Source organism: Egibacteraceae bacterium (genome assembly GCA_040905805.1).
GTDB lineage: Bacteria > Actinomycetota > Nitriliruptoria > Euzebyales > Egibacteraceae > DATLGH01.
This window is the reverse complement of the sequence record JBBDQS010000011.1, coordinates 14,904-32,962: the sequence shown is the minus strand read 5'-3', so window position 1 is coordinate 32,962 and position 18,059 is coordinate 14,904. Positions and strand designations below refer to the sequence as shown.

At 72.3% G+C, this 18,059-nt stretch carries 16 protein-coding genes; 9 read left to right on the top strand and 7 right to left on the bottom strand.

The features are described 5' to 3' along the window. Window positions 1–21: 21 nt before the first annotated feature. Both WD250_02070 and WD250_02065 read right to left on the bottom strand, forming a co-directional pair. A complete protein-coding gene (locus tag WD250_02070; protein MEX2618982.1) occupies window positions 22–1,758 on the bottom strand; it encodes a DUF5671 domain-containing protein in 1,737 nt (578 codons plus the stop codon). Then, window positions 1,755–2,240 carry a hypothetical protein gene (locus tag WD250_02065; protein MEX2618981.1) on the bottom strand — a complete coding sequence of 162 codons (486 nt, stop codon included), beginning with the start codon at window positions 2,238–2,240 and terminating at the stop codon, window positions 1,755–1,757. The genes WD250_02070 and WD250_02065 overlap by 4 nt, the downstream gene beginning before the upstream one ends. A 180-nt stretch (window positions 2,241–2,420) precedes the next feature. Here WD250_02065 and WD250_02060 point away from each other — a divergent pair, with 180 nt between their 5' ends. The 7 genes from WD250_02060 (at window position 2,421) to ppk1 (ending at window position 11,569) form a co-directional block, all read left to right on the top strand. Next, a complete protein-coding gene (locus WD250_02060; GenBank protein MEX2618980.1) occupies window positions 2,421–4,856 on the top strand; it encodes a cell wall-binding repeat-containing protein in 2,436 nt (811 codons plus the stop codon). 257 nt (window positions 4,857–5,113) lie between these two features. Then, entirely contained in the window at window positions 5,114–6,094 is a 981-nt protein-coding gene (locus WD250_02055) for a PstS family phosphate ABC transporter substrate-binding protein (protein MEX2618979.1), read from the top strand. Window positions 6,095–6,102: 8 nt separating this feature from the next. Then, window positions 6,103–7,053, top strand: coding sequence for a phosphate ABC transporter permease subunit PstC (pstC, locus tag WD250_02050; GenBank protein ID MEX2618978.1), 951 nt, complete (start codon window positions 6,103–6,105; stop codon window positions 7,051–7,053). A 114-nt stretch (window positions 7,054–7,167) separates the two neighbouring features. Continuing rightward, the gene (gene pstA, locus WD250_02045; protein MEX2618977.1) at window positions 7,168–8,001 is read left to right on the top strand and encodes a phosphate ABC transporter permease PstA; all 834 of its coding nucleotides are present in this window, start codon (window positions 7,168–7,170) and stop codon (window positions 7,999–8,001) included. Further along, window positions 7,998–8,849 carry a phosphate ABC transporter ATP-binding protein PstB gene (gene pstB / locus WD250_02040; GenBank protein MEX2618976.1) on the top strand — a complete coding sequence of 284 codons (852 nt, stop codon included), beginning with the start codon at window positions 7,998–8,000 and terminating at the stop codon, window positions 8,847–8,849. The genes pstA and pstB (WD250_02040) overlap by 4 nt, the downstream gene beginning before the upstream one ends. Window positions 8,850–8,958: 109 nt before the next feature. Beyond that, complete coding sequence (locus WD250_02035; protein MEX2618975.1) at window positions 8,959–9,381, top strand: NUDIX hydrolase; 423 nt, start codon at window positions 8,959–8,961, stop codon at window positions 9,379–9,381. A 91-nt stretch (window positions 9,382–9,472) separates the two neighbouring features. Continuing rightward, the gene (gene ppk1, locus WD250_02030) at window positions 9,473–11,569 is read left to right on the top strand and encodes a polyphosphate kinase 1 (protein ID MEX2618974.1); all 2,097 of its coding nucleotides are present in this window, start codon (window positions 9,473–9,475) and stop codon (window positions 11,567–11,569) included. A 22-nt stretch (window positions 11,570–11,591) separates the two neighbouring features. On the opposite strand, the gene WD250_02025 is transcribed toward ppk1, so the two are convergent. Beyond that, window positions 11,592–12,494: a CHAD domain-containing protein gene (locus WD250_02025; protein ID MEX2618973.1), complete on the bottom strand. Its 903-nt coding sequence runs from the start codon at window positions 12,492–12,494 to the stop codon at window positions 11,592–11,594. A 43-nt stretch (window positions 12,495–12,537) separates the two neighbouring features. Beyond that, the gene (gene pstB / locus WD250_02020; GenBank protein ID MEX2618972.1) at window positions 12,538–13,401 is read right to left on the bottom strand and encodes a phosphate ABC transporter ATP-binding protein PstB; all 864 of its coding nucleotides are present in this window, start codon (window positions 13,399–13,401) and stop codon (window positions 12,538–12,540) included. Between the two features lie 389 nt (window positions 13,402–13,790). Here pstB (WD250_02020) and WD250_02015 point away from each other — a divergent pair, with 389 nt between their 5' ends. Both WD250_02015 and WD250_02010 read left to right on the top strand, forming a co-directional pair. Then, window positions 13,791–13,985, top strand: a complete 195-nt coding sequence (locus WD250_02015) for a hypothetical protein (protein ID MEX2618971.1) — start codon at window positions 13,791–13,793, stop codon at window positions 13,983–13,985. Window positions 13,986–14,512: 527 nt separating this feature from the next. Beyond that, window positions 14,513–15,046 (top strand): hypothetical protein, encoded by a 534-nt coding sequence (locus WD250_02010; protein MEX2618970.1) that lies wholly within the window; start codon window positions 14,513–14,515, stop codon window positions 15,044–15,046. A 21-nt stretch (window positions 15,047–15,067) separates the two neighbouring features. Here the strand turns inward: WD250_02010 and WD250_02005 are convergent, their stop codons facing one another. From WD250_02005 to WD250_01995, 3 genes are read right to left on the bottom strand one after another with little or no spacing between them, the layout of a single operon-like run. Then, window positions 15,068–16,423 (bottom strand): 1-acyl-sn-glycerol-3-phosphate acyltransferase, encoded by a 1,356-nt coding sequence (locus WD250_02005; protein ID MEX2618969.1) that lies wholly within the window; start codon window positions 16,421–16,423, stop codon window positions 15,068–15,070. Between the two features lie 58 nt (window positions 16,424–16,481). Beyond that, complete coding sequence (locus WD250_02000; protein MEX2618968.1) at window positions 16,482–17,018, bottom strand: DUF4399 domain-containing protein; 537 nt, start codon at window positions 17,016–17,018, stop codon at window positions 16,482–16,484. A 55-nt stretch (window positions 17,019–17,073) separates the two neighbouring features. Then, a complete protein-coding gene (locus WD250_01995; GenBank protein ID MEX2618967.1) occupies window positions 17,074–17,982 on the bottom strand; it encodes an ROK family protein in 909 nt (302 codons plus the stop codon). Between the last annotated feature and the right edge of the window lie 77 nt (window positions 17,983–18,059).

Genomic DNA, 18,059 nt, shown 5'->3' with positions numbered 1-18,059 from the left:
TACGGGTCGAGGGGGCGGCGCTCACGACGTCTGGTAGGGGATCACCCGGACGTCCTCGCCGTCCACCACGACCAGCACCCGCGGGTGGGGACTGGCCAGGACGGCCTGCGCCACCGCGTCGGCGCCCGCGCCCGGCGCACCGGCGTCCAGGTGGCGCAGGGTGCGCACCGTCGCGCCGGTGGCGCGCCGCAGGTCGGGGGCCAGCAGGTCCGGGTCGGGGGCGACGAGCAGCACGTGGCGGTCGCGGTCACGGTCGTCGTCCGGGCGTGCGGCGCGGTCCTCGCGGTACACCGTCCAGTGGTAGGCCGCCACCGCGCCAGCGGTCACCGTGAGGGCGACCGCCACCGGCACGTCCCGCAGGACGCCGGCGTCCAGAGCGCCCTCGAAGACCTCGCGCAGCACCACGAACAGCCCGGCGACCAGGCTCACGAGCGCGGTCAGCCCGGCGGCGCCGAGGAGCAGGAAGAGGTACGCCCGCCGGGACGGGGACTTGCGCTCGGCCGTCGCGTCCACGGCCGGCGGGTTGCCCAGCCGTCGCCAGAACGCCCACCACAGCGGGCCGCCGACGACCAGCAGCGTGGCGGCGGTGACCAGCGTCGCTCGACCGGTGGGGTCGGTGGCGGCCAGCGGCGGGGGCGCCAGCGCCTCGATCGCGGCGACCAGCGCGACGGTGATCCCGGCGCCGGCCGCGACCAGGCCGACCGCCGCGCAGACGTACTCGTAGGCGCGCTCGGGTTCCGTGCGGCGACGGTCGGGCTGCTCGCTCAGCACCGCCCGGTGGTAGGCCCACGCCCACACGCCCACGGCCCCCGCGGCCAGCGCCGGCGGCAGCACGGCGAAGTGCGCGGCGGCACGCTCGGCGACCGGCACCCCAACCGTCCACTGCGCGACGGTGTGCAGGGCGGTCGCGGCTGCCCCCACCGACGCGAGCAGGCCCCCGAGGACCGGCAGGCCGAGCAGGTAGCGGTACCACAGGTCCGTGCGCGGCGCGCGAGCGGCCTGGCGCAGCCACTGCCACCACCACAGGGCACCGCCGAGCACCGCCACGGCGGTGCTGTGGGCCAGGGTCCGCCACGGGGCCCCGCCGGCGAGCACGCCCCCGACCAGTGCGGCGTACAGCCGGTCGAGGGACCAGACCAGCACGCTGCCGATCCCGGTGACCAGGGTCAGGAGCCCGACCGCGGCGCCCGCGAGCACGGTGAGGTCCGCGGTCGGGCCCGTGGGGCTGGTGCGCCCCCCCACGAGCACGCGCTGGTGCGCCGCCCACACCGCGCCCCAGACCAGGGCGCGCGCCGCGGCGTCGGGGGGCAACGCCCGCCCGGCGACCGCCCACTCCACGACCTCCACCAGGCTGACCACCGCGACGGTGACCGCCACGGTCGTCGCGACGGCCAGGTACAGCGACCACGCCCCCGACGCCCGCTCCTCGTCGTCCGCGGCCAGACGCCGGCGCATGACCCGCCAGAGCCCGACAGCGGCCGGCAGCGCCACGAGCGACAGCGACAGCGACAGCGCGAGGTCACCGGACGCCCGCCCGGCCAACCGCTGCGCCGGCAGCGCGAGCTCGACCAGTCCGGACAGGCCGATCGCCGTGGTGCCCACGGCCGCGAGCAGCGAGGCGTACTGCAGGAACCGGCGCAGGCTCGGTGCGGACCGGGTCTCGTCGGCCCGGCTGGAGCGGGCGGCGTGCACCGCCCAGACCGCCAGTCCCACCAGCAGCAGGAGCGTGACCAGGGCGACGATCCCGAGCGCGATCACGGTTGCAGACGATGGCAGAAGTACACCGGCCAGGGATCCTCGGCGATGACCCAGCGGTTGCGCTGACGCACCAGCGTGAAGTGCTGGCGGGAGACCGACTCGAAGATCGGCAGGAGCGGCTCGTCGGCGTCCCCGTCCAGCCGCACGGTCACCTCGGCGCGGTCGTCGCGCACCCGCACGTCGTCCAGCGTGACGGTCAGGGGCTCCTCCGGCAGGGTCACGCGAAAGTCGCGCTCGCGGCAGTTGCGGGCGAGGTCGTCGACGAGCAGGGCGGTCGCCCGCTCGACGTCGCCGTCGAGCACCGCCGCGACGTAGGCCTGCACCGTGGCCTCGGGGGTGCCCGCGGGCAGGGACGCCGGCTCCCGCAGCGTCCCGGCGAGCGCGGCGGCGAGCAGGGCCACGGCGACGACCGCGCCCAGCCCCCACAGCAGCCGGGTCGACGTCGGCATCCGCGGGTCACGGTCCTCTGCCTGGGCTCCCATGTGCACCACCGCCGCCCTCGTGCTCCGCGTCGCATCCCCGCCCGCCGGGAGCGTCCGTGCCCTCAGGGTACCGCCGTGGACCCGGCAGCAGTCGCTACGCTTCCCCGACCGGTGCACACGAACGGGAGACTGAGCGAACACCAGCGGACAAAGGGAGCGGGTGCGGTGAGCGGGCGCAGCATGAGGGGGCTGGCGGCAGCGCTGACCGTCGCCGTGCTCGTCGTGACCGCCCAGGCGAGCCTGTCCGTGGCGCACGGCGCCGAGGGGTGCCTGACGGCGGCGTCGGCCAGCGCACCGATCGAGCGGCTGGCCGGCCCCGACCGCTTCGCCACCGCCGCGTGCGCCTCCGCGGTGGCCTACCCCGACGGCGCCGCCCACGTCCTGCTGGCCCGCGGCGACCCCGCGGGTGGGCTCGCCGACGCCCTGGCCGGAGCGGTGCTCGCCCACGCCGTGGGAGGCCCGGTGCTGCTCACCCCGCCCGGGAGCCTGCCGGAGCCCACCCGTGCCGAGCTCCAGCGCCTGGGGCCCGCGACCGTGACGGTCCTCGGGGGGACCGCCGCGGTGTCCGACGCGGTGGAGGACGAGATCGTCGCCACCGGCGTGGACGTGCGCCGCGTCGCCGGCTCCGGACGGGAGGCCACCGCCGCCGCGGTCGCCGCGGAGGCCGGCGCGGGCAGCACGGCCTTCGTGGTCAACGGGCGGCGCCCGGCCGACTCCCTGGTCGCCGCGGCGCCGGCGGCCCGGCAGGGCGCGGCGTTGCTGCTCACCGAGGAGGCGACGCTGCCCGCCGTGACGATCGGCGCGCTCAGCGCCGCGCAGCAGGTGGTGATCGTCGGCGGCCACGGGGTGGTGTCGGAGGCGGTCGAGGGGCACCTGCGCCGGCTGGTCGGCGGGGACCGGGTGCGCCGGGTGGCGGGCGCGGACCGGGGTGGCACGGCGGCGTCGGTCGCCCGCGCCTTCCCGAGTGACGGGCCGCGGTTGCTGGTCGCACAGGCCGACGAGCACCTCGTCGACGCGGTCACCGCCGGCTGGGCGGCGGCGCTGGAGGGGGGGCCGGTGCTCTACGCCGCCCGGGACGTCCCTGCCGCGGCCACCGGGCGCTACCTGCGCCTCGGGGGGCTGCGTGCCGCCGACGGCAGCGAGGCCCCCACCCGGCTGGTCGGGGGGACCGCGGCGCTGACCGACGCCCACGTCGGCCTCCTGGAGACCTGGTACCGCGAGGCCCGCGCCGGCGGTCCCGACCCGCAGCTGCGCGGGGTGTGGGTGCACCTGTTCGACGGGTCGCTCAAGTCCCGCACGGGCATCCACCGCTTCCTGAACGCCGCCGCGCGGGCCAACCTCAACACCGTCGTGGTCCAGGTCGCCCGCCGTCAGGACGCCTACTACCGCTCGGGCGTCCTGCCCCGCACCGCCGACCCGGGGCTGCCCGCCGACCTCGACGTGCTCGCCGAGCTGGTGCCCGCCGCCCACGAGCGCGGCCTGGCGGTGCACGCCTGGATGTCGACGATGCCCGCCTACCACGGCGCCTACGACGGGTTGGACCTCGGGCCCGACCACGTGTGGACCCGCCACGGCCCCGACAGCGCCGAGCCGTGGACCACCCGCACGGCCGCCGGTGACGACGGCTCCTACCTGGACCCGGGCGTGCCCGGCGTGCAGGACCACGTGGCCGCAGCGCTGGCCGAGCTGGCGGCCCGCTACGCCATCGACGCGGTGCACGTGGACTACCTGCGCTACGAGGGCGCCGCCTGGGGCTACCACCCCGCCTCGCTGGACCGCTTCCGCGCGCAGACCGGGGCCGCGGGGACGCCCGCGCCCGACAACCCGGCGTGGCAGGCGTGGCGCCGCCGGCAGACCGGCGACCTCGCCCGGCGGATCTTCCTCGAGGTCGCCGCCGTGGACCCGCAGGTGGCGGTGTCGCTCGCGGCCAGCACCATGGGTCCCGGGCCGGCGTCAAGCGGCGGCTACGAGCAGACCCGCACGTACCGCGACGTGTTCCAGGACTGGCCGTCGTGGCTGGCCGCAGGGACCATCGACATCGCGTTCCCGATGAACTACTTCCGTGAGCACGACGCGGCGCAGCGCCGGTGGTTCGACGACTGGGTCGCCTTCGAGTCCGGTCTTGCGGGTCCGGTGGCGGTCGGGCAGGCCGGCTACCTGAACGGCGTGCCGGGCTCGCTCGCCCAGCTGGGGCGGGCCACCGCCGCCACCGACGGCGCGGTGCTGTACAGCTACCAGCAGACCACGGCCGGCGCCGGCCCCGGCGCCCTGCTCGACGCGCTGGCCACCGACCCGTTCCGCGACCCGGCCCCCCCACCCGTCCTGCGGTCGGGGGCCGCACCCGGCCCCACGGCGCAGGCCGAGGCCGCGGCAGGCCACCTGGTCGTGCGGGCGGTGGACGGGCTGGAGGTGCGCGCCCATCCCGCGGCGGGCCGGGACGCCGTCGCGGGCCAGGACGCCGTCGCGGTCCGGGCCGACGCCACCGGTAGAGCCGGGTTCCCCAACCTGGCGCCCGGGCGCTGGACGGTGCGCGCGCCCGGCCACGAGACCGCCACCGTCGAGGTCGCGGCCGGGGCGGTCGCCGAGCTGTCCCTGCGCGCGACGGCGCTCCGGTAGCTGGTCGCAGACCTGGTCAGTGAAGACCTGCGCCCCGGCGAGCTCGGCGCGGGTCTCGTAGGAGGCCTCGTCGGGGGTCAGCCAGTGACGAACCCCAGGGGACGAGCGGCTGGGGTGGCGGGCGGGACCAGTCAGGACACCCTGTGTTCACCTGCAGTTTGCCTGCCGGGAGTCTCGCGGCCACGTGGGCTCCGTAGGGTTTTCCGGTGTCGAGGTCGATCCGGCTCGACATCACCCATGACGGGAGTAGATCGCACATGCTCAGGTCCTTCTGGAAGCCGGCTGCCATGCTGCTGGCCCTTTCCCTGCTTGTCGCCGCGTGCGCCGATGGCACAGTTGACGAATCGCCGGTCGACGTGTCCGCGGATGACAGCGAGTCGGTCTCCGGTGAGGTCAACCTCGACGGCTCCAGCACGGTGGGTCCGCTCTCCGAGGTCGCGGCGGAGCTCTACATGCAAGAGAACCCCGACGTTCGCGTGACGGTGGCGATCTCCGGCACCGGCGGCGGGTTCGAGAAGTTCTGCATCGGTGAGACGGACGCCAACAACTCGTCTCGGCCGATCAAGGACGAGGAGATCGAGATCTGCGAGGAGAACGGGATAGGCTACGACTTCGTGACGGTCGCCAACGATGCCCTAGCCGCCCTGGTGAACAATGACTTCCCAGTCGACTGCCTGACCGTGGACCAGATCAACGCGATCTGGGATGCGGACTCCTCGGTGAGCACCTGGGGCGACGTCCCCGACACCGACTTCCCCGAGGACTTCGCGAGCCAGCCCGTCCAGCTGTACGGCCCGGGCACGGACTCAGGGACGTTCGACTACTGGACCGAAGCGATCAACGGTGAGGAGGGACGGATCCGCAACGACTACATCGACATCGGCGAGGACGACAACGCCGCCGTCACCGCGGTTCGGGGGGATGGCACCGCCATGGGGTATGTCCCGTACTCCTACTTCCAGGAGGCGGCCGGGGAAGTCAAGGCGCTGGAGATCGACAACGGCGACGGCTGCGTCGAGGCCACGCCGGAGAACGTCGCGAACGAAACCTACGCGCCCCTCGGACGTGGGCTGTTCGTCTACTTCAGCGACACCGCATTCGCGCGGCCGGAGGTGCTCGACTTCGCGGAGTTCTACGTGGACAACGCCGTCGAGATCGCTGAGCTGGCGGAGTTCATCGCACTGACGGACGAGCAGATCGAGACGGCGAGGTCCAAGATCGCCGATCTGGCCGGCTAATGAGCGCCATGCCCGGTCCTGGCGCACCCAGCGGCGACGCGCCTGCGCGTCGGCCGCTGGGTGCGGCACGTCCCGACTACGTCGGCAAGGTGGTCAAGTGGGTGCTGTTCGCCTGCGCTTCGGTGTCGGTCGCGGCGACCGCGGCCATCGTCGCCTCCCTCGTTCCGGCCACGGTCCGCTTCCTCAGCCAGATCCCGATCGGCGAGTTCGTCACCGGCACCCTGTGGGCACCCGGGTTCGCCAATCCCAGCTTCGGGGTCTGGCCGATCGTCGTCGGCTCGCTGATGGTCGTCGTGATGTCGTTGAGCGTGGCGCTGCCGGTCGGGCTGCTCTCGGCGATCTACCTGTCCGAGTACGCGCCTGCCAGGGTGCGCAAGATCATCAAGCCGACGTTGGAGGTCCTGGAAGGCATCCCGACGGTCGCGATCGGGCTGTTCGCGTTCCTGTTCCTCCGACCGCTCGCAGAGACGCTGCTGCCGTTCCTGCCGTGGCAGGGGCCGTTCTCCGTCGGCGTCGCGTCCCTCGCCGTCGGACTGTTGATCGTGCCGCTGATCGCCTCCGTCAGCGACGACGCGATGCGCGCGGTGCCGCGATCGATGCGTGAAGCCGCCTACGCCTTGGGCTCCAGCAAGCTCAAGGTGACGCTGCGGATCGTCCTGCCCGCAGCGATCTCGGGCATCGTCGCCGCGATCGTGCTGGGGGCGTCGCGCGCCGTCGGGGAGACGATGGTGGTGCTGCTGGCGGCCGGGGCAGGCAACCCGCAGCTGTCGTTCGACCCGACGAAGGGCGTGCAGACGATCACGGCGTACATCGCCGGCACGGCGACCGGCGACATCTCGACCGGCACGCTCACCTACGACACGATCTTCGCCGTCGGGGCGATGCTGTTCCTGGCCACGTTCACCCTCAACATGATCGCGGTCCGCTTCGTGCGCCGCTACCGGGAGGTGTACGAGTAGATGGCGACGAATCCACCCGCTCGAGGTCGGGGCGCGCAGCTTGCGGCGTCGGGCGCACACGCGGCGACGCGGAGCATCTTCGTCCCACCCCCCAAGGGCGACCGTGTCGCAGACGTGACGTTCCGCGCCCTGCTCTACCTGGGCTTGTCCTTCGCCCTCGTGGGCCTCGCCTCGATCGTGGTATGGGCCCTGATCGCCGGCGGCGCCCGCCTGGACTGGAACCTGCTGACGGGCGTGCCGTCCACCATCGACCCGAACCAGGCCGGCTACCGACCTGCGTTGCTGGGGACGCTCTACGTCATCGGTGGCGTGATCGTGCTCATCCTGCCCCTTGGGGTCGGAGCGGCCGTCTACATGGAGGAGTACGCGGACTCCACGAAGTGGTGGAACCGCCTCATCGACGTGAACATCCAGAACCTGGCGGGTGTGCCGTCGATCGTGTTCGGGATACTCGGCCTGGCGTTCATCGTCCGCGGCCCGCTCGGCTTGGGGTTCGTCGCGGCTGCGGGGTCCCTGACCTTGGCGTTGCTCGTGCTGCCGACCATCATCCTGTCCGCGCGCGAGGCGATCCGCGCCGTGCCCTCCTCCGTGCGGGACGCCTCCTTGGCGCTGGGCGCGACCCAATGGCAGACGATCCGCCATCAGGTCCTGCCGGCTGCACGCCCCGGCATCCTGACCGGTCTGATCCTGTCCGTGGCGCGGGCGGTCGGCGAGGCAGCCCCGCTGCTGTTGGTCGGGGCGACCGTCTTCGTGACCTTCGATCCGCGTCTGTTCAGCGGCGGGTACTCGACCCTGCCGGTCATGATCTTCCAGTACGCGAGTCGCCCGCAGGCGGACTTCCGCTTGCTGGCCGCGGCCGGGGTGATCGTCATGCTCGCGTTGGTGCTGGCCATGAACGCCGTCGCCGTCTGGTTGCGCAACCGCTACGAGGAGCAACTCAGCCAATGAAGTCAAAGACGTCGCACCAGCCGAGCATCCGCCCGCAGCCGGCGCCCCGAGAGCCGTCCGACGAGCGCGGCGAGGCCGTCTTCGATGTGGAGAACCTCAGCCTGTACTACGGCACGTTCCGCGCGGTGCGCGACGTCGACATGAAGATCCACGCGCGTGACATCACCGCGTTCATCGGGCCATCCGGCTGCGGGAAGTCGACGCTGCTCCGTTCGTTCAACCGGATGAATGACCTGGTTCCCGGCGCGCGAGCCGAGGGCGACGTGCGGTACCACGGTGAGAGCCTGTTCGACAAGCGGGTCTCGCCGGTCGAGGTGCGACGCCGTATCGGGATGGTGTTCCAGAAGCCGAACCCCTTCCCGAAGTCGATCTACGACAACATCGCGTACGGCCCCCGCGGCAACACCATGGACCACAACCTCGACGACATCGTCGAAGGGGCGCTCCGCCGTGCGGCCCTCTGGGAGGAGGTCAAGGGCCGGCTCAAGAGCTCCGCGCTGAGCCTGTCGGGCGGCCAGCAGCAGCGACTGTGCATCGCGCGGGCCATAGCGATGGAGCCCGAGGTGCTGCTCATGGACGAACCGTGCTCGGCGCTTGACCCGATCGCCACCTTGGCGATCGAAGACCTGATGCGCGAGCTGCGCAACGAGTACGCCATCATCATCGTCACCCACAACATGCAGCAAGCTGCGCGCGTCTCTGACATGACCGCGTTCTTGACAATCGACGACGATCCTGACCAGGAGCAGCCATCCGGGGTCCTGGTGGAGTACGACCGGACGGAGCGCATCTTCACGGACGCGTCAGATGACCGCACCGAGGGCTACATCACCGGCCGCTTCGGCTGAGCCGCATTCATGGGGCGCGACATGTTCGGTGCCGTCCGCGCCGGGGAGCCCTCACGCAGCGTGGGCCGCGAAGGGATTGGCGCGGTCCCGCACTGGCTACTATCCCCGCATGGGTGAGGTCGTGGCAGCCGGCGGAGTGCTCTGGCGACGGGCGGATGGCGGTGAAGGGTTGGAGGTCGCGATCATCCATCGCCCCGAGTACGACGACTGGACCGTGCCGAAGGGAAAGCTCGAGCCCGGTGAGGGCCTGATCGAAGCCGCGGTGCGCGAGATCTGGGAGGAGACGGGGTACCGCGGCCGAGTCGGGACGTCGCTGGGAGCCGTCTACTACCTGAAGGAGACCCGCAAGGGGGGCTTTCAGGACAAGGTGGTGCACTACTGGGCGGTGGAGGCGGAGCGCGGCTCGTTCACCGCAGGGGCGGAGGTCGACGGGTTGGAGTGGGTCACGCCCTCATGCGCGGCGCGGCGGGTGTCCTACGATATAGACCGCGAGGTCATCCGGCGCTTTCTCTGGGCGTTCGCCTCGGCCTGAGGTCGCCGGGACGCCCGCCAGTCCAGAGTTCACCTCCTGTTCACCGGATGGTCGTCGCTGAGTCAAGCCGTGCCGATACGTTGCGGCGGCCATGTGCCGTGACCCGACCGACCGCGCGGACCCCCGACTGTTCTTGAACCGGGAGCTGTCGTGGCTGCAGTTCAACCGCCGCGTGCTCGCACAGGCGGCCGATCCTGCCGTGCCCTTGCTCGAGCGGATCCGGTTCGTCGCCATCTTCGGCAGCAACCTCGACGAGTTCTTCATGATCCGGGTCGCCGGCCTCAAGGCGCAGCTGGCAGCCGGCGTGCGCCGCCGCACGCCAGACGGGCGCACGCCGGCTCAGCAGCTCCAGGAGATCGACGCGTGCCTGCACCCCATGGTGCGCGAGGCCTATGCGTGCCTACACGGGGAGCTGCTGCCCGAGCTGGCTGCCGAGGGCATCCCCCTGCACCGGCTGGAGGAGCTGCCCGAGCTCGAACGGCAGCGGCTCGCCGAGCATTACGACGAGCAGGTCTTCCCGGTTCTGACCCCTCTGGCGGTTGATCCAAGCCACCCGTTTCCCTACATCTCCGGCTTGAGCCTGTCGCTTGCGGTGACCCTGCGCGATCGGGAGGCGCACGAGCGGCGCTTCGCCCGGGTCAAGGTTCCCGCGGTCCTGCCGCGGCTCGTCGCACTCGGGTCGCGCCCCGGGTGGGTGCTCCTCGAGGATCTCATCGCGGTCAACCTCGCGCGTCTCTTCCCGGGGATGGAGGTCGTGGAAGCGCACCTGTTCCGGGTCACGCGCAACGCCGACTTCGACGTGGAGGAAGACGAGGCCGACGACCTCCTGCTGGCCATCCAGGCCGAGCTGCGCAAGCGGCGCTTCGGCGCGGTCGTGCGCCTGGAGGTTGCCGGTGACATGCCCGAGCGCGTCGTCGCTCTCCTGCAGGACGAGCTCGGCGTCGGCGAGCCCGAGACCTACCGGATCGAGGGCCTCCTGGGTCTGTCCGACCTGCATGGGCTGGCCGACCACGATGCGCCGCACCTGCGCTGGGCGCCCTGGGAGCCAGTGGTGCACACACGGCTGCCCCATGGGGCGGAGACGCCAGCCCGCCAGCTGTTCGCCGAGCTGCGGCGCGGGGACCTGCTCACGCACCACCCCTATGACTCGTTCACCGCGACCACCGAGCGTCTCGTCACCGCTGCGGCGGACGACCCTGCGGTGCTGGCGATCAAGCTGACGCTCTACCGCACGTCCGGTGACTCCCCGACCGTCCGCGCGCTCATGCGCGCCGCGGAGCACGGCAAACAGGTGGTGGTACTCGTCGAGCTGCGGGCGCGCTTCGACGAGGAGGCCAACATCCGCTGGGCACGAGCGTTGGAGAAGGTCGGCGTCCACGTGGTCTACGGGCTCGCCGGTCTGAAGACCCACAGCAAGATCGCCCTCGTGGTCCGCCGGGAAGCCGGGGGCATCCGTCGGTACGTCCACGTCGGCACCGGCAACTACAACCCCCAGACCGCCAAGCTCTACACCGACTTGGGCCTGCTCACCGCCGACGCCGACCTGGGCGCCGACGTCAGCGAGCTGTTCAACGTCCTCACCGGCTACGCCCGCCAGCGGACCTACCGCCACCTGCTCGTGGCTCCCACAGAGCTGCGCACACAGCTCGGCGAGCGCATCCGGCGCGAGGTGGAGGCCCACGGCGAGGAGCGACCGGGCCTCATCCGCGCCCAGCTCAACTCGCTGATCGACCCGCTGCTGATCGCCGAGCTGTACCGCGCGGCGCAGGCGGGCGTGCGCATCGAGCTCGTCGTCCGGGGCATCTGTGGCCTGCGTCCCGGTGTGCCGGGGGTGAGCGAGGGCATTCGCGTGACGAGCGTCGTGGGTCGCTTCCTGGAGCACTGCCGGGTGCTGCAGTTCTCCCATGGCGGTTATTGGCTCGGTTCCGCCGACTGGATGCCGCGCAACCTCGACCGTCGCGTCGAGGTGATGGTCCCCGTCCGCGACCCCGAGCTGCAACAGCGGCTCGCCGTGATCCTCGACCTGCTGCTGGCAGACAACACCCATGCGTGGGACCTCGGGCCCGACGGCTCGTGGACACGCCGGCAGCCTGGCGACGGCGAGGAACCGGTCCATGCGCAGGCGGTGTTGATGCAGAGAGCCCGCGAGCGGGGCGAGGGGGGCGAGGGGGAGCGACCACGGGTGTGAGGGCCGCGAAACCGGCTACCGATCATCGACGTGCGGCGGCCCGGTAGGCCACGACCCGCCTGGCCAAGCTGGCAGGTTTCTCGGCGTGCAGACGGTGCCCGAGCGCGAAGGCGCTCGATTGCAGCTGCCGCCGCCGGCGGTCGACGAGGTCGAGGAGGGTCGCCTGTTCGGCAGGGGCCACGAACAGCTCCGCGCGTGCTGCGGCGACCGCTCGCAGCGACGCGAGATCGTGGTCCTCGCCGAGCAGGTGGGACAGCTCATGGGCTTGCTCCGCCAGCGGGCGCATCACTGCGGGCCAGCCCCCCTCGACGAGGCGCAGCTGGTACCACACGTCCTTCACGCGCTTGCGCCACTCGTGCAGGCGCGCAGTGGTCGGGGACCGCTCGGCCTGGCGACCCCGCTTGCGGGCGAGACGGTACGCAGCCTGTATGCCCACGGCGAGCAGCTCCTCACCGCCGGCCAGACGCACGGTCGCCACCGACTCCCGGGCTTCCTCGCCCGAGCGGGCCGCGGCGACGACGATCCCCGCTTCGGTGAGGATCTGCTCGCGGGTGGCGCCGTGCTCCGCAGCGAGCATCTCCCGGGTGCCCGCATAGGCACCCGCGGACAGCAGGTCTCCCGCGCCGGCCACCAGCGCGTCGAGCGTCTGGACGAGCACCGCCCTGTCGCGTGTGCCCGCCAGGTGACGGCCTGCATCACGCAGCAGCCGGTTGGTGTGGCGGTAGACGGGGTTCTCCATCCCGTCGCGGACCAGTCGAAGCCCTGCGCGAGCCTTCTTGAAGGCTTTCCGCGCCCTGTGCACCGCCTCGTCCCGTCCGTCGTCGGTGTGCCCCCTCATCTGGGCGAGCGCCACCGCGATCTGCTCGTCAACCGTTCGCAGGACGCCCTCGCCAGCAGGCTCAAGGGGTTCGAGTCGGTACGGCACGAGGTCTCCACAGGGTCGGCGGGGCCGGCGCGGACGGTGGTGCCTAGCCGAACCGACCGGTGACGTAGTCCTCGGTGCGCGGGTCCGACGCCTGCGTGAAGATCTTCTCGGTGGTGTCGAACTCGACGAGCTCGCCGGTGCGCTGGTCGTTCTCGTCGTCGACGGCCACGGTGAAGAACGCGGTGCGGTCCGACACCCGTGCGGCCTGCTGCATGTTGTGGGTCACAACGACGATGGTGTAGGAGTCGGCCAGCTCCCGCATGAGGTCTTCGATCTTGAGCGTGGCGATCGGGTCGAGCGCGGACGCTGGCTCGTCCATGAGGATCACGTCGGGGCTGACGGCAAGCGCGCGCGCGATGCACAGCCGTTGCTGCTGGCCGCCGGACAGCGAGAGCCCCGAGGAGGCGAGCTTGCCCCGGACCTCGTCCCAGAGCGCCGCCTTGCGCAGGGACTGCTCCACCAGGTCGTCGAGGTCGCCCTTGTAGCGGTTCATGCGGGGACCGAACGCGACGTTGTCGTAGATCGACTTCGGGAACGGGTTCGGCTTCTGGAACACCATGCCGATGCGGCGCCGGACTTCGACCGGGTCGATGTCGGGGTCGTAGATGTCCTCGCCGTTGTAGACCACCTCACCGTGGACCTGCGCGCCGGCGACCAGGTCGTTCATCCGGTTCAGACAACGCAGAAGGGTCGACTTGCCACAGCCGCTCGGGCCGATGATCGCGGTGATCTCGTTGCGACGGATGCTCATCGAGATGTCCCGCACCGCGGTGAACGAGCCGTAGGTGCACGAGACGGCGCCGAGCCGGAATACCTCGTCGCGGTCGACCGCGGGTGTGTCAGGGACTGCCGGAGTCGGTCTGCGAGCGCGGGACGTCGCGCTGGCCGGTGGTACGTGCGGATCCATCACGCTCTCCGGGGACTTGCGTTGAGGGCTTCGGACGTGGGCGTGCTCAGCACACGCCGATGATGCACCAGCAAGGTGAACAGAAGGTGAACGGCGGCTGTTGCGACGGCCACAACGCCCGCGAGCCAAACCCTCTCCCCGAACGGTAACCAGCGGGCAACATCCTCGACCCTTGCGTCTGCTTCGCTGTACCGGAACCAACCGGCTGCGCGAGGAGAGAGGGGAGGAGATGGACCCACACACCACTGCAAGCAACACGATCGCGCGCATCGCCCACGACACCTGCAAGGTGGATCTGGTGGAGTGGGCACAGTTCAACCGCCCTGCGCTGGCGGCCCACCGTCTGGTGGCGACGGCGACGACGGGAACGCTGCTGGAGTACGAGGTCGGTGTGCAGGTCCAGCGCGCCTCACGACCCCGACGTCCGCGCGCTCCTGCGCGTCGCCGTGGTCTGGAACGTCCCGGTGGCCTGCAACCGCGCCACTGCGGACTTCCTGCTCTCCTCGCCGTTGCTGTCGAACAACTACCAGCGGCGGAGGCCGGAGTGGGACATCGATCAGACCGGGCTGCGACCAACCGGGTGAGGCACGCCGGCGGCGCGTGTGGACGGTCAGCTCGGTGCCAGCCGCCCGTCGCCCAGGGTCGCAGCGATCTTGGCGAGCTGCTCCAGGTCCTGCAGTTCCCTGGCGCGAAACAGCGGTCCGCGGGCACGCGCCACCAACAGTGTCTGACTCGGCTCACCTAGTCGGGCTACCGCGAAGGACGCGGACAGCGGATCCAGGGGCCAGCGGTCGGGCACCCACGGTCCGAGCGCCAGACGCCCACCCGGCGAGGGCCGACAGGGTGGCCCGACGTCGAGCAGATGGAGGCTCGGGCGGGGGGCGGGCACGCCGGGCCTCCGGCACGGGGGGTGGCCCGGACTGTCGCGGACTCGGCGACGAGATCAGTCGGCGGCATTGGTGCAGTATGGTCGCCCGAGCCCCCCGCGACGAGCGGTCCGGACTCGGGTGCGAAACCTTCGGGCGCCCGTGGTCGTCCCTGTCGTGGACGGGACGTGGGGGCCGGAGGGCCCGTTGCCGGCCGCAGCCGGCGGAGAACCGAGAGGATGGTCATGAACCTGCGCATCGTCGGCCTCATCGCCGTAGGGATCCTGCTGGTCATCGGCGTCGCGGTCGTGCTGACCCAGGGCGACGGCGAAGACGATCGGGTCACGGTCCCCCCCGTGGAGGAGCGGGAGCAGATGACCCCCGAGGAGCGGGCCGCGGCGCTGCTGGACTCCATGCCCGACGGTGAGCACCAGGGCCGGCTGCTCACCATCGACGCGAGCACGGTGACCTTCCGGCTGGTGGAGGTGCTGCGCGGCGACGCGGCGGTCGAGGCCGCCCGTGAGCAGGGCGCGTTGGCGCCGGACGGGAGCCTGCCGGGCGACGCCTACGCCCGCGACACCTTCGAGACGGTCACGCTGCCGCTCGCCGACGAGCCCGCGATCACCATCCAGGTCTGCACCCCCGGCTGCCAGGAGGTCCCCACGACCGGCGAGGCGCTGGCGACCGGCGAGGCGGTACCCGGCGGTCAGGGCGAGAACGTGTTCGTCTTCCGGGTCAGCCAGGGCAAGGTCGCTTCGCTGACGGAGCTGCAGCTCTAGCGCCGGCAAGGTCCGGTGCCGTCACCCGGTCGGTGAGGAGACCGGGTTGCGGGGGGCGGTGGCGGCCGCGGCCTCCACGGCGGCGACCAGGCGCTCACGGTTCTCCAGGATATCGTCGAGCATCGCCCGGCGGTCCCGCAGGGCCTGCCAACCCCGCCAGGCGCGCCGCGCGCGTTCCAGGCGCTCGACGCAGGCCACGGCCACGAACCCCGTCGCCGGCAGGGCGGTCAGCAGCGCCACGACCAGCAGCGCCCGGCGCAGGCCGCTCAGCCACACGACCGTCACCCAGGCCAAGGGGAAGACGGCCAGCGACATCAGGTAGCGGGCGGTGGCCTTCATGACCGGGTTGGTGACCGCTCGGCCCGCGGCCACCACACACCAGTAGGGCACGAGGTGCACGGCCGCGCCGACCACCGCGAAGGGCGCCATCATGGCCACCACCGCCGCGGTCTTCAGGAAGCCGAGGAGGAGCTGGGGGGCGGTGTACCCGTGCACCAGCTGGTGGTCGCGCAGGCCCGCAAGCTCCAGCTCCAGGTGGTAGCGGGCGAGCGCGTCGGTGAGGTCGGAGACGACCTCGGGGGGCGCGTAGGCCAGGCGCTGGGCCAGCGCCTCCTGCTCGACCATCGGCACACCGGCGGGGTGGCGTCGGGAGCGCTGCGCGATCTCGGCGGCGCGTGACAGCACCTTCGCCTCGCGCAGGTCGCGGTAGTCGGGCGACACGGCACGGAGGCGGCGCTCGATCTCGGCGGTGAGGCGAAGCACGGCCGGGCGGTTGGTGTCGTCCTCGGCCTCGCCGGGGCGGACGAAAGCGGTGATCTCCTCGTCGAGGTCGAGGGGCTCGCCGACCCGCGCCAGCGCCCTGCTGCGCAGGGCCAGCTTGTCGTCGAACGCGATCCCGACCGGGACGATCGTCAGGCCCTGCGCCCCCTGGGCCCGGTTCCCCAGGGCAAGCCGGGCGGCGCCGGTGCGGATGCGCGCCAGCGCGGGGACGTCGTGGGTGACCCCCTCGGGGAAGATGGCGACCAGGCCCCGCCGGCGCGACAGCACCTCGTAGCTGCGCTGGAAGGCCTTGGTGTTGTCGGCCTCGCCCCGCGCGTCCTGGGGACGGTGGACGGGCAGCAGGCCCGCGATCGCAAGGAAGGGACGGAACCACCGTCGCCGCCACATCGATGCCTTGGCGAGGAACCGCGGCACCCGTCCGAAGACGTGCACCAGGATGGCTGGGTCCGCGAGACCGTTGAAGTGGTTGGCGACCACGAGGACCGGCCGGCCGGTCGGGATGCGCTCGCGCCCCTCGACCTCGACCTTGCGGAAGAAGCCACGCAGCACGAGCAGGGCGATGCCCCGGAGCAGCCGGTCGACCGCGGCGCGGACCATGGGTCTAGCCTACGAGGCGCAGATCGCCCGGGACCCGCGGATGCCGGGCCGGGCGGGCCTACTCGACGGTGATGGTGATCTCGTCGCTGCCGCCGAACGCCCGGTGGGCCCCGTCGGCCAGCTGCAGGCAGAGCTCGTAGGTGCCCGCCTCGAGCTCGAGCTCGGTGCTGTCCGACCCGTCGCCGAGGTGGAAGTACCCGTCGGCCTCGGCCTCCTCGCCCGGACCGGGCACGACCTCGCCCTCCTCCACGCAGCCGGTGTCGACCCCGACGTGGTAGTGGGCCTCGCCGATGGCCGGGTCCCCGGCGGCTTCGATGGTGACGCCCGTCGCGCTCAGCTCGACGGTGACCGGGCTCGACACCGTGTCGCCGTTCGCGGGGGTCACGAACTCGGGCTGGGCGTCGTCGGGCTGGTCCGCGAGGTCGTACTCCGCGTCGGACGCGTCGTCGCTGCCGTCGTCGTCACCGGCGGCGAGGTCGTCGGGGGTGACGTCCTCGACGTCGTCCACGAGGTTGTCGACGTCGCTGCCGCCGTCGCAGGCGGCGAGGGCGAGCGCGAGCAGGGCGATCAGCAGCACGGGGAGCAGACGACGCATTTGGGCAGATCTCTCTGTGAACGGTGCAGCGCACCTACGACTGTGGTCGCAGAGTCTATCCCATGTCCGCGGCAGGCCAAAGCCCGGCGGCCCCGCGCACCCCGCTGGAGTCGCCGTGCACGGCCTGCTCGATCGGGGTGTCGGCCTCGCCCCCGAAGGTCCACTGCGGGAGCAGGGCCGGGGCCTGCTCGTAGAGGCGACGGATGTTTGACACCCCGCCGGCCAGCACGAACACGTCGGGGTCGCAGACGTGCGCGACGTGCGCCAGCCCGCGGGCGAGACGGTTGACGTAGCGGTCCAACGTGGCGTCTGCGGCCGGGTCGCCGGCCTCCGCGGCCTCGGAGATCGCCGGGGCCGCGAGCTGCTGCCCGGTGGCGCGCGCGTGGTCGCGGGCCAGGGCGGGGCCGGACAGCCAGGTCTCCAGGCAGCCGCGCCGGCCGCAGTAGCAGTGGGGGCCGGGGACCTCCTCGCCGGTCGCCCACGGCAAGGGGTTGTGGCCCCATTCCCCCGCGACGCCGTTGCGTCCGGCCACCAGCGCCCCGTCCACCGTGATCCCCGCGCCCACCCCCGTGCCCAGGATCACCGCGAACACCACCCGGGCGCCCGCGCCGGCGCCGTCGGTGGCCTCGGACACGGCCAGGCAGTTGGCGTCGTTGGCACAGCGGACCTCGCGACCGAGCTCCGCGGCCAGGTCGCGGTCGATCGGCTGGCCGATCAGCCACACCGAGTTGGCGTTGCGGACCCGGCCGGTGGTGGGGGACAGGGATCCGGGCATGCCCAGGCCGACCGTCGCCGGTTCGCCGATCTCGGACTCCAGGCGCCGGACCATCCCCGCGACGGCAGCCAGGGTGGCGGGGTAGTCGTCGCGCGGGGTGGGCACCCGGTGCCGGCCGAGCTCCCGGCCGTCGTCGGCCAGGGCGATGCCCTCGATCTTGGTCCCGCCGAGGTCGACCCCGATGCGCATGTCGCCTGCTCCTCACCCCGCGCCGCACCCGCGGTCGTCCGGCTCGGCGTCAGCACCTCCATGGCGGTCGCTGCGCG

What these genes read in the sequence shown, in the direction of transcription:
- WD250_02065 (MEX2618981.1), bottom strand. Translation starts at nt 2,240, where the DNA reads ATGGGAGCCCAGGCAGAGGACCGTGACCCGCGGATGCCGACGTCGACC.
- WD250_02060 (MEX2618980.1), top strand. Translation starts at nt 2,421, where the DNA reads ATGAGGGGGCTGGCGGCAGCGCTGACCGTCGCCGTGCTCGTCGTGACC.
- WD250_02055 (MEX2618979.1), top strand. Translation starts at nt 5,114, where the DNA reads ATGCTCAGGTCCTTCTGGAAGCCGGCTGCCATGCTGCTGGCCCTTTCC.
- pstC (MEX2618978.1), top strand. Translation starts at nt 6,103, where the DNA reads ATGCCCGGTCCTGGCGCACCCAGCGGCGACGCGCCTGCGCGTCGGCCG.
- pstB (MEX2618976.1), top strand. Translation starts at nt 7,998, where the DNA reads ATGAAGTCAAAGACGTCGCACCAGCCGAGCATCCGCCCGCAGCCGGCG.
- WD250_02035 (MEX2618975.1), top strand. Translation starts at nt 8,959, where the DNA reads ATGGGTGAGGTCGTGGCAGCCGGCGGAGTGCTCTGGCGACGGGCGGAT.
- ppk1 (MEX2618974.1), top strand. Translation starts at nt 9,473, where the DNA reads ATGTGCCGTGACCCGACCGACCGCGCGGACCCCCGACTGTTCTTGAAC.
- pstB (MEX2618972.1), bottom strand. Translation starts at nt 13,401, where the DNA reads ATGGATCCGCACGTACCACCGGCCAGCGCGACGTCCCGCGCTCGCAGA.
- WD250_02010 (MEX2618970.1), top strand. Translation starts at nt 14,513, where the DNA reads ATGAACCTGCGCATCGTCGGCCTCATCGCCGTAGGGATCCTGCTGGTC.
- WD250_02005 (MEX2618969.1), bottom strand. Translation starts at nt 16,423, where the DNA reads ATGGTCCGCGCCGCGGTCGACCGGCTGCTCCGGGGCATCGCCCTGCTC.
- WD250_02000 (MEX2618968.1), bottom strand. Translation starts at nt 17,018, where the DNA reads ATGCGTCGTCTGCTCCCCGTGCTGCTGATCGCCCTGCTCGCGCTCGCC.
- WD250_01995 (MEX2618967.1), bottom strand. Translation starts at nt 17,982, where the DNA reads ATGCGCATCGGGGTCGACCTCGGCGGGACCAAGATCGAGGGCATCGCC.